Consider the following 7,334-nt stretch of genomic DNA (forward strand, 5'->3'; position numbering starts at 1 on the left):
GCGCGTTGCGTGGCAATGCAACCGAGCGTGTCGCAACCTCTTGCATCAAAGCTAATAGCTGTTTTTCACAGCACCATAGTAGTTTAACACAATGAAAGCCCCAATGCAAGGGATTTGAATAGATTTTTTTCATTTTTTTAATGAAAGTGTTTTCGAAAGAAATAGAGTGCCAAAAAAGTTGCTATTATATAGAAAAAAGGGAGCGAGACAGAACAAATTTATATCTAATTTGTTCGTCGTCTCGCCCCCGCACAGTTGATTGGAATCTTTGGAGCTTAACAAGCTCCAAAGATTCCAATCAACCACTGCGTCTAGCAGTTATTTCTATTATTCTAAGATGGCTGTGGTCTTTTTTCTTCCTATTAGCTTTTCCTAAAAATTCCGGCCTGACTTGTTATAGCCATATTTTTCAACAAAATGCTCACGGAATTCTAAAAGATTGTCATCCATGATGGCTTGACGGACCTGCTTCATGAGGTTGATCAAGAAATACAAGTTGTGGTAGCTGGTCAATCTAATGCCAAAGGTCTCATCTGCCTTGAGGAGATGGCGAAGATAAGCACGGGTGTAATTCTTACAAGTGTAGCAATCACACTCGTGGTCTAGCGGTGTAAAGTCTTCTGCAAATTGCGCATTTTTCACCACCAGACGTCCTTGACTAGTCATACAGGTGCCATTGCGCGCAATCCGCGTCGGCAAGACACAGTCAAACATGTCCACTCCACGAATAACGCCATCGATCAGACTGTCTGGTGCTCCTACTCCCATGAGATAGCGAGGCTTGTTCTCTGGTAAGAGAGGAGTTGTGAAATCAAGCACCGCATTCATCTCTTCATGGCTTTCTCCAACAGCTAACCCACCGATAGAATAGCCTGGGAAGTCCATGCTGACCAAATCTTGAGCAGACTGACGACGCAAGTCTTTAAATCCAGCCCCTTGGACAATCCCGAAAAGACCTTGATCATGAGGGCGACGATGAGCCTTCAGGCCACGTTCTGCCCAACGACTGGTCCGTTCGATTGATTTCTTTACATAATCATAGGGTTGATAGAACTGAGGACATTCGTCAAAGGACATCATGATGTCGCTCCCTAGATTATTTTGGATCGAGATGGCCTTTTCTGGGGAGAGGAACATCTTCGAACCATTGAGGTGGTTTTTAAAGGTTACCCCTTCTTCGGTGATATTGCGGGTATCCGCTAGTGAATAGACCTGGAAGCCTCCACTATCTGTCAAAATGGGCTGGTCCCAGTTCATGAACTGGTGCAGTCCTCCTGCTTTTGCGACTAGATCATCCCCCGGACGAAGCCAGAGATGGTAGGTGTTGGCCAAAATAATTCCGGACCCCATTTCCTTGAGTTCTTCTGGCGATTGGGTCTTAACGGTTGCCTGAGTCCCTACAGGCATAAACATTGGAGTTGGGAAGGTCCCGTGGGGGGTGATAATTTCTCCCAGACGAGCTCCTGTATGCTTTTCTTTTTTAATCAATCGATATTGAATCGGTGAATCTGTCATGGTTACCTCCGTACTGGGAAAAACAGTCCCAGCCTTCTTATTCCTGTCACAGGATCTCCTGTGAGCACCTGTACGATTGTACCAAATTTTACCAGCTCTGTCACGGACTTATGTTATAATAAAGGGTACTACTACCATGAAAGAGGTCATTATGAATATCAAATTGGTTCGTGCTCAAGCTCGTCAGCTGCAATTGCAACATCCCAAAGTCTTCTCCTACTTTGCCTTGCCAACTCTCCTGACAATCCTTGCAAGTTACATGTTGACAGGGACAGACATCACTGAAGCACTTGCTCACATGGAACTTAGAGAAGGGATGCTCTTTCTTCTAAGTCGGCAAATTTTCCCTGCAATTATTGGATTTATCCTTTCTTTCCTCTATTTAGGGGCAACTTTTCGCTTTTTGATTTCTGCCTCTAGCAAGGGTGAAAAAAACTTTGGTATCTTCACCATCTTTCAGAGCCATTATTTTACACCTGCGTTTTTGACGCTATTCATTAAGCAAGTTATCCTATCCTTGTGGGGGAGCCTCCTCTATGTGAGTCAACTCCTCTTAACGGTGGTCAGCTATCACGTTTTCGCTATCAATGAATCCTTCTCCACTACGTCTACTCTTAGAGCGGATACTCCAGAAGTTCAAGCAATTCTTAAGTTAGCTCCAACTATGACGACCGGCCTCTTAATGGCTCTGGTTGGGCTCCTGCTCTTCCTCCCTTTTTATTACCAATATAGTTTGGTTGAGTTGATCCTATATAGTCGACTGATGACGGGAACCTATGATGGGCCTATGTCTATCCTCCGCCAAAGTAAGGAAGAGATGAAAGGCTTTAAGAGCCACCGCCTTGTTCTTGATTTGAGCCTGCTTGGTTGGCAAATTCTATCTTTTTTCACTTTAGGAATGGCGAATTTTTATGTCAAACCTTATGCAACCAGTTGCCAAATCATCTTCTACCATACCCTCCTTCAAAAACGGATGCAGGCGGACAGTCGCTTCCAGCAAAAGGCGCCGGATCTACCAAAGTCTAATCCACTTGATTAACAAAGAAAACAAGAAAACCCACCTTCGATTGGAGCCATTCTCCAAAGTACTAGGTGGGTTCTTTTTTCTCTGTTAGGGAAATCCGTCTGTATTTATTTCATCTCTCGTATCAGTTTAATCACTGAATGAAAGACGAGAGGTTCTGGGATAAATCAAAGGCTATCCTTCTCCTAAGACCAAGCGAGTATGCTCGCGCTTGATACAGCGGTTCATGACGATATCTTCTCGTCCAGCTCTACGAAGGATTTCTTCTGCTTCTTGATTTTCCAGCTCTAGTTGCGCCCAGAAAATTTTCGCATCCGTCTCGATAAAGTCACGCGCTACATCTGGCAAAAACTCACTGCGACGGTAAACATCGACGATATCTACTGGGAAAGGAATTTCCTGCAAGCTAGCGTACACCGTTTCTCCAAGGATCTGGCCACCAGCTGCGCGGGGGTTGACGGGAATAATCCGATATCCCCGATCTTGCATCTCCTTGCTGACACGATGACTGGTCGTCTCCTCACGATCAGATAATCCAACTACAGCGATAATCTTGCTGGTTTCGAGGTAATGTTTGATAATGCCATCACTAGGATTGCGAAATGAATAAGCCATAAGAATCTCCTTTTTGTATGCGTTTCCTTTCTTTAAATAGTATAACAATACGAAGGGCATTGCAAGTGTTAGTCATTAAAAGCGGTAGGAAACTGAAAAGTCTCCTACCGCTTTCTTTTTTGGACAAACTCAATCTTATTTGGCTTCATACCATGTTTTGCCTTCGTTTTCATCGGCTTCCAGTGGTACCGCAAGTTCAATAGCGGATTCCATAGTCTCTTTGACGAGTTCTTTAATCGCTGCCAGTTCATCACTTGGTACTTGCAGAACGATTTCATCGTGCACCTGAAGAAGCATCTTGGTCTTGTATGCTCCTGCTTCTAGCGCTTGGTCCAAGTGGATCATAGCAATTTTCAAGATATCGGCTGCCGATCCTTGGATGGGTGAGTTGATAGCTGTCCGCTCCGCAAAGCCTCGAACATTGAAGTTGCGAGAATTGATATCTGGAATCTCCCGACGACGCTTGAAGAGAGTCTCCACATAGCCTTTGTCACGCGCTTCCCGCACCACTCTCTCCATATAGTCCTTGATGCCAGGGTAGCGTTCGAAGTAGGTCTCAATATAGGCCTTGGCTTCTTTTCGGCTGATCCCTAGGTTGTTAGACAGTCCAAAGTCGGAAATCCCATAAACCACACCGAAGTTTACTGCCTTGGCATTACGACGGTCATTCGGCGTCACATCTTCTGGTTTTTCAATATTGAAGACCCGCATAGCAGTCGATGTATGGATATCTGCCCCATGTTTAAAGGCATCAATCAAATGTTCATCTCCTGAAATATGGGCTAAAACGCGCAGTTCGATCTGTGAATAGTCCGAACTGAGCAAGACACTATTTTCCTCTTCTGGAACAAAGGCCTTACGAATAAGGCGACCTTGCTCCAAACGGACAGGAATGTTTTGCAGGTTGGGATCCACGCTGGACAAACGGCCCGTCTGCGTCAAATCCTGCACATAGCGGGTATGGATCTTCCCATCTTCCAAAATCCAATCTTGAAGACCAATGACATAGGTCGACTGAATCTTGGCAATCTGGCGGTATTCAAGAATCTTAGACACGATCGGTGAGATTGGAGCTAGGCGTTCCAAGACATCAACAGCTGTTGAATAGCCAGTTTTGGTCTTCTTAGTATATTCAAGAGGGAGTTCCAATTTTTCAAAAAGGATGACACCCAATTGTTTGGGAGAATTGATGTTAAATTCTTCTCCAGCAAGCTCGTAGATTTCTTGGGTCAAGCGCTCCAAGACCACCTCGTTTTCCACCTGCATATCTTGGAGGGTCTGGCGCTCTACCTTGATCCCTGCGATTTCCGTCTTGGCCAAAACAGCTGCTAGTGGTTGCTCCATATCATAGAGCAAATCTAGCTGATCATTGGCTTGCAACTGCTCCACCATGGGCCCTTCGGTATCCATTAGAACAGCGACTTTCCGTGCCAAATGCTCTAATAGGACCGCCTTTTCTGGGATAGCTTTTTTGGCTCCCTTGCCATAAACGACTTCGTCCAGCGGTAGCGCAATCTGACTATAGAGGCTCGCAATGGTTGAAATTTCATTGTCCTCTACGGTCGACAAGAGATACTTGGCCAATCGACTGTCAAAAGCTGGCTTTTGCAGGGTAATGCCCAAGTGGCTGAGCAAGACCTTAGCCCGCTTAAAGTCATAGATCTTGAGGGGCGTTTTTTCGAGAAATTCTTTGAAAATCGGTGTTTGTAAAAGACCAGTATCAGTACTTGCGTAGAGCTGACCTTTGGTCCCCCATGCAAAACCGATGATGGGTTCTGTATGGTAATTGTCCCCAAAAATCTCAAAATGGAAGAAACTACCTTCCGTAAGCATATCTGAAGTGACTTGCTCGACTTCTGTATAGTCAATTGCTACAGGAGCTGCTTCTTCTCCACTTAAATCCAATGCTTGGCGAAGTTGCTTAAAGCCCATCTCTTCATAAAACTTGGCGAGTTTTTCTAGATGGGGGCCCGTATAGGTGATATCATCCAGGCCAATCTCAATGGGCGCATTGGTATCAATGGTCGCAAGGGTCTTGGACAGATAGGCCTGTTCCTTGTCGTTGATGAGGTTTTCCTTCATCTTAGAAGCCTTCATCTCATCGATATGCTCGTAAATGCCATCGAGAGAGCCATACTCTAGGAGTAGTTTAATCCCGGTCTTTTCTCCGATCTTGGTGACACCTGGGATATTATCCGACTTATCTCCCATCAAGGCCTTGAGGTCGATAAATTGCTCTGGTGTCAGTCCCATCTTTTCTTTCAGATAGGCTGGAGTGAATTCCTCAAACTCCGCTACCCCTTTTTTAGAGATTTCAACCACCGTATTGTCATCTGTCAGCTGGATCAAATCCTTGTCCCCAGAGACAATGGTGACTTCAAATGGCACCGAGGTAGTTTCTGCCATCTTATCTAGCGTTCCAATAATATCATCCGCTTCATACTGGGCCAGCTCATAATGGCGGATTCCCAAATGATCTAGTTGCTCGCGAATAAAAGGGAACTGCTCACGGAATTCATCTGGTGTTTTTGCCCGGCCTCCTTTGTAGTCGGCATACATCTCCGTCCGAAAGGTCGTCTTTCCTGCATCGAAAGCAACGAGGACATGGGTCGGTTGGATGCGCTCCAAGAGATGGCTCAACATGAGGTTAAAACCATAGACCGCATTGGTATGCAACCCATTGGCATTTTTGAAGCGATCGATTTGATTATAGAGTGCGAAAAAGGCACGAAAAGCGACGGAAGACCCATCGATGAGTAGTAATTTGTTCTTTTTTTCCATAGGCTTATTATACCACGAATCACAAGGTCTCTGGTACATAAAAACTCTACCTTTTCGGGTAGAGCCTTCTTTAGGAGTTTATTATGAAAAAATAGGAGGAGTGTTTATTCGCCGTAACAAGAACCTTTTTGTGGCAATTTCTTAAAGCGTTTTGGATAATTCACTGAGATTTTCATGTTCTGTACCTCATTTCTTATTGGATGAGTTTAGTATACAGCTCAAACCTAAACCATTCCTTATAGAAAGCTTTAAGAAAACTAAAAGCTGAGGCGCAAAGCACGCAGTTGTTTTTTGCTGCAGACCGGTAACTGAAGATGGAGCCCTTGCCATCGCAGCCCTAAGGATAGGAATGAAAAACTCTTCCCAATCTGGAAGAGCTGATTCTTATCCAAACAGAAGAATACTGGCTAAAGCGGCTATCGCTGGACCACCTTGGGTCAAAATGATTTTTTTATTAGAAGTTACAGCCCCATAAACTGCTACACCAATAATAAAGAGCAGAAAGATCGTGACAATTTCACTGTTTCTAGCTACAAAGAGGCCGTAGAGGAGGAAGACACCAATCAGAGCATTATAAATGCCTTGGTTTTTGAAGAGAGCCGTCACAGATGGACGATGCAATTCTTCCTGATCCATATTAAAGACACGACTACTCGATGCCGAGTGGGTTGCTAAACTTTCAAGATAAAAAATATAGAAATGCTCAGAAGTAGCAAGGCTTGCTAAAACAATGGTTAAGACAGACATATTATTCTCCTTTTAAAATGTAATTTGCTCGAGGCCAGACACCAACTTTTCGAGTAAGTGACTCAACTGATTCCGCTCTTTTTCAGAAAGAATCTGATCCATCTGGTCTTTTACCTGTAAATGATGTGCTGGAGGATGAACCAACAACCGATCTCTGGCAAGCTCCGTAAGTTCCACCACAATCTCCCGTTGATTTTCTGGATTGCGAGTACGAGTAACATAGCCACTAGCTTCTAAGACTTTGAAGTGGCGGGTTAAGGCTGCAGGGTCAATTGCTAGTTTCTCCTGAAGGGCCGCTTGGCTACACGGCGCTTCTGCTACTAACAACTGAAGCATCTGATAACGAGTTAGACTAATGCCCAATTGTTTTTCAAATAATTGGGTTGAAGACTGATCAGCTAGCTTCAACTGATAAAGCAAGTCATGCATTTCTGACATTCCTTCTCTCCGATCTTTTTATTGACTTATCAATAATTGATTTATCAAGTATGTCATTTTAAAAAAATCGAAGCAATAAATTTGCTTACCTCAAACGAAATAATTTCCTCCTAATAAAAGCAAAGTAAAAGACCACCGGATTTGGTGGCCTTTTAGGGAGATTATTATGAAAAAGAAAAGTTTTAGGATTTCATAAACAAAGTTAGGAGGTCTT

At 44.1% G+C, this 7,334-nt stretch carries 6 protein-coding genes; 1 reads left to right on the forward strand and 5 read right to left on the reverse strand.

The annotated features are described in order from the left end of the window. Window positions 1-372 precede the first annotated feature (372 nt). Entirely contained in the window at window positions 373-1,515 is a 1,143-nt protein-coding gene (gene tgt / locus QZ158_RS06960; protein WP_293887019.1) for a tRNA guanosine(34) transglycosylase Tgt, read from the reverse strand. A gap of 151 nt (window positions 1,516-1,666) precedes the next feature. Here tgt and QZ158_RS06965 point away from each other — a divergent pair, with 151 nt between their 5' ends. Next, complete coding sequence (locus tag QZ158_RS06965) at window positions 1,667-2,554, forward strand: DUF975 family protein (RefSeq protein WP_293887021.1); 888 nt, start codon at window positions 1,667-1,669, stop codon at window positions 2,552-2,554. Window positions 2,555-2,713: 159 nt separating this feature from the next. Here QZ158_RS06965 and QZ158_RS06970 read toward each other — a convergent pair whose 3' ends face one another. The 4 genes from QZ158_RS06970 to QZ158_RS06985 form a co-directional block, all read right to left on the reverse strand. Then, entirely contained in the window at window positions 2,714-3,154 is a 441-nt protein-coding gene (locus QZ158_RS06970; RefSeq protein ID WP_293887023.1) for a CoA-binding protein, read from the reverse strand. Between the two features lie 135 nt (window positions 3,155-3,289). Beyond that, on the reverse strand, window positions 3,290-5,935 hold the full coding sequence (polA, locus tag QZ158_RS06975) for a DNA polymerase I (RefSeq protein ID WP_293887025.1): 2,646 nt from the start codon (window positions 5,933-5,935) through the stop codon (window positions 3,290-3,292). Window positions 5,936-6,319: 384 nt separating this feature from the next. Next, window positions 6,320-6,682, reverse strand: a complete 363-nt coding sequence (locus QZ158_RS06980; protein WP_293887027.1) for a DUF1304 domain-containing protein — start codon at window positions 6,680-6,682, stop codon at window positions 6,320-6,322. Window positions 6,683-6,694: 12 nt separating this feature from the next. Then, entirely contained in the window at window positions 6,695-7,120 is a 426-nt protein-coding gene (locus QZ158_RS06985; RefSeq protein WP_293887029.1) for a MarR family winged helix-turn-helix transcriptional regulator, read from the reverse strand. Window positions 7,121-7,334: the final 214 nt, after the last annotated feature.

The sequence above is a fragment of the Streptococcus sp. A12 genome, from assembly GCF_905372335.1.
GTDB lineage: Bacteria > Bacillota > Bacilli > Lactobacillales > Streptococcaceae > Streptococcus.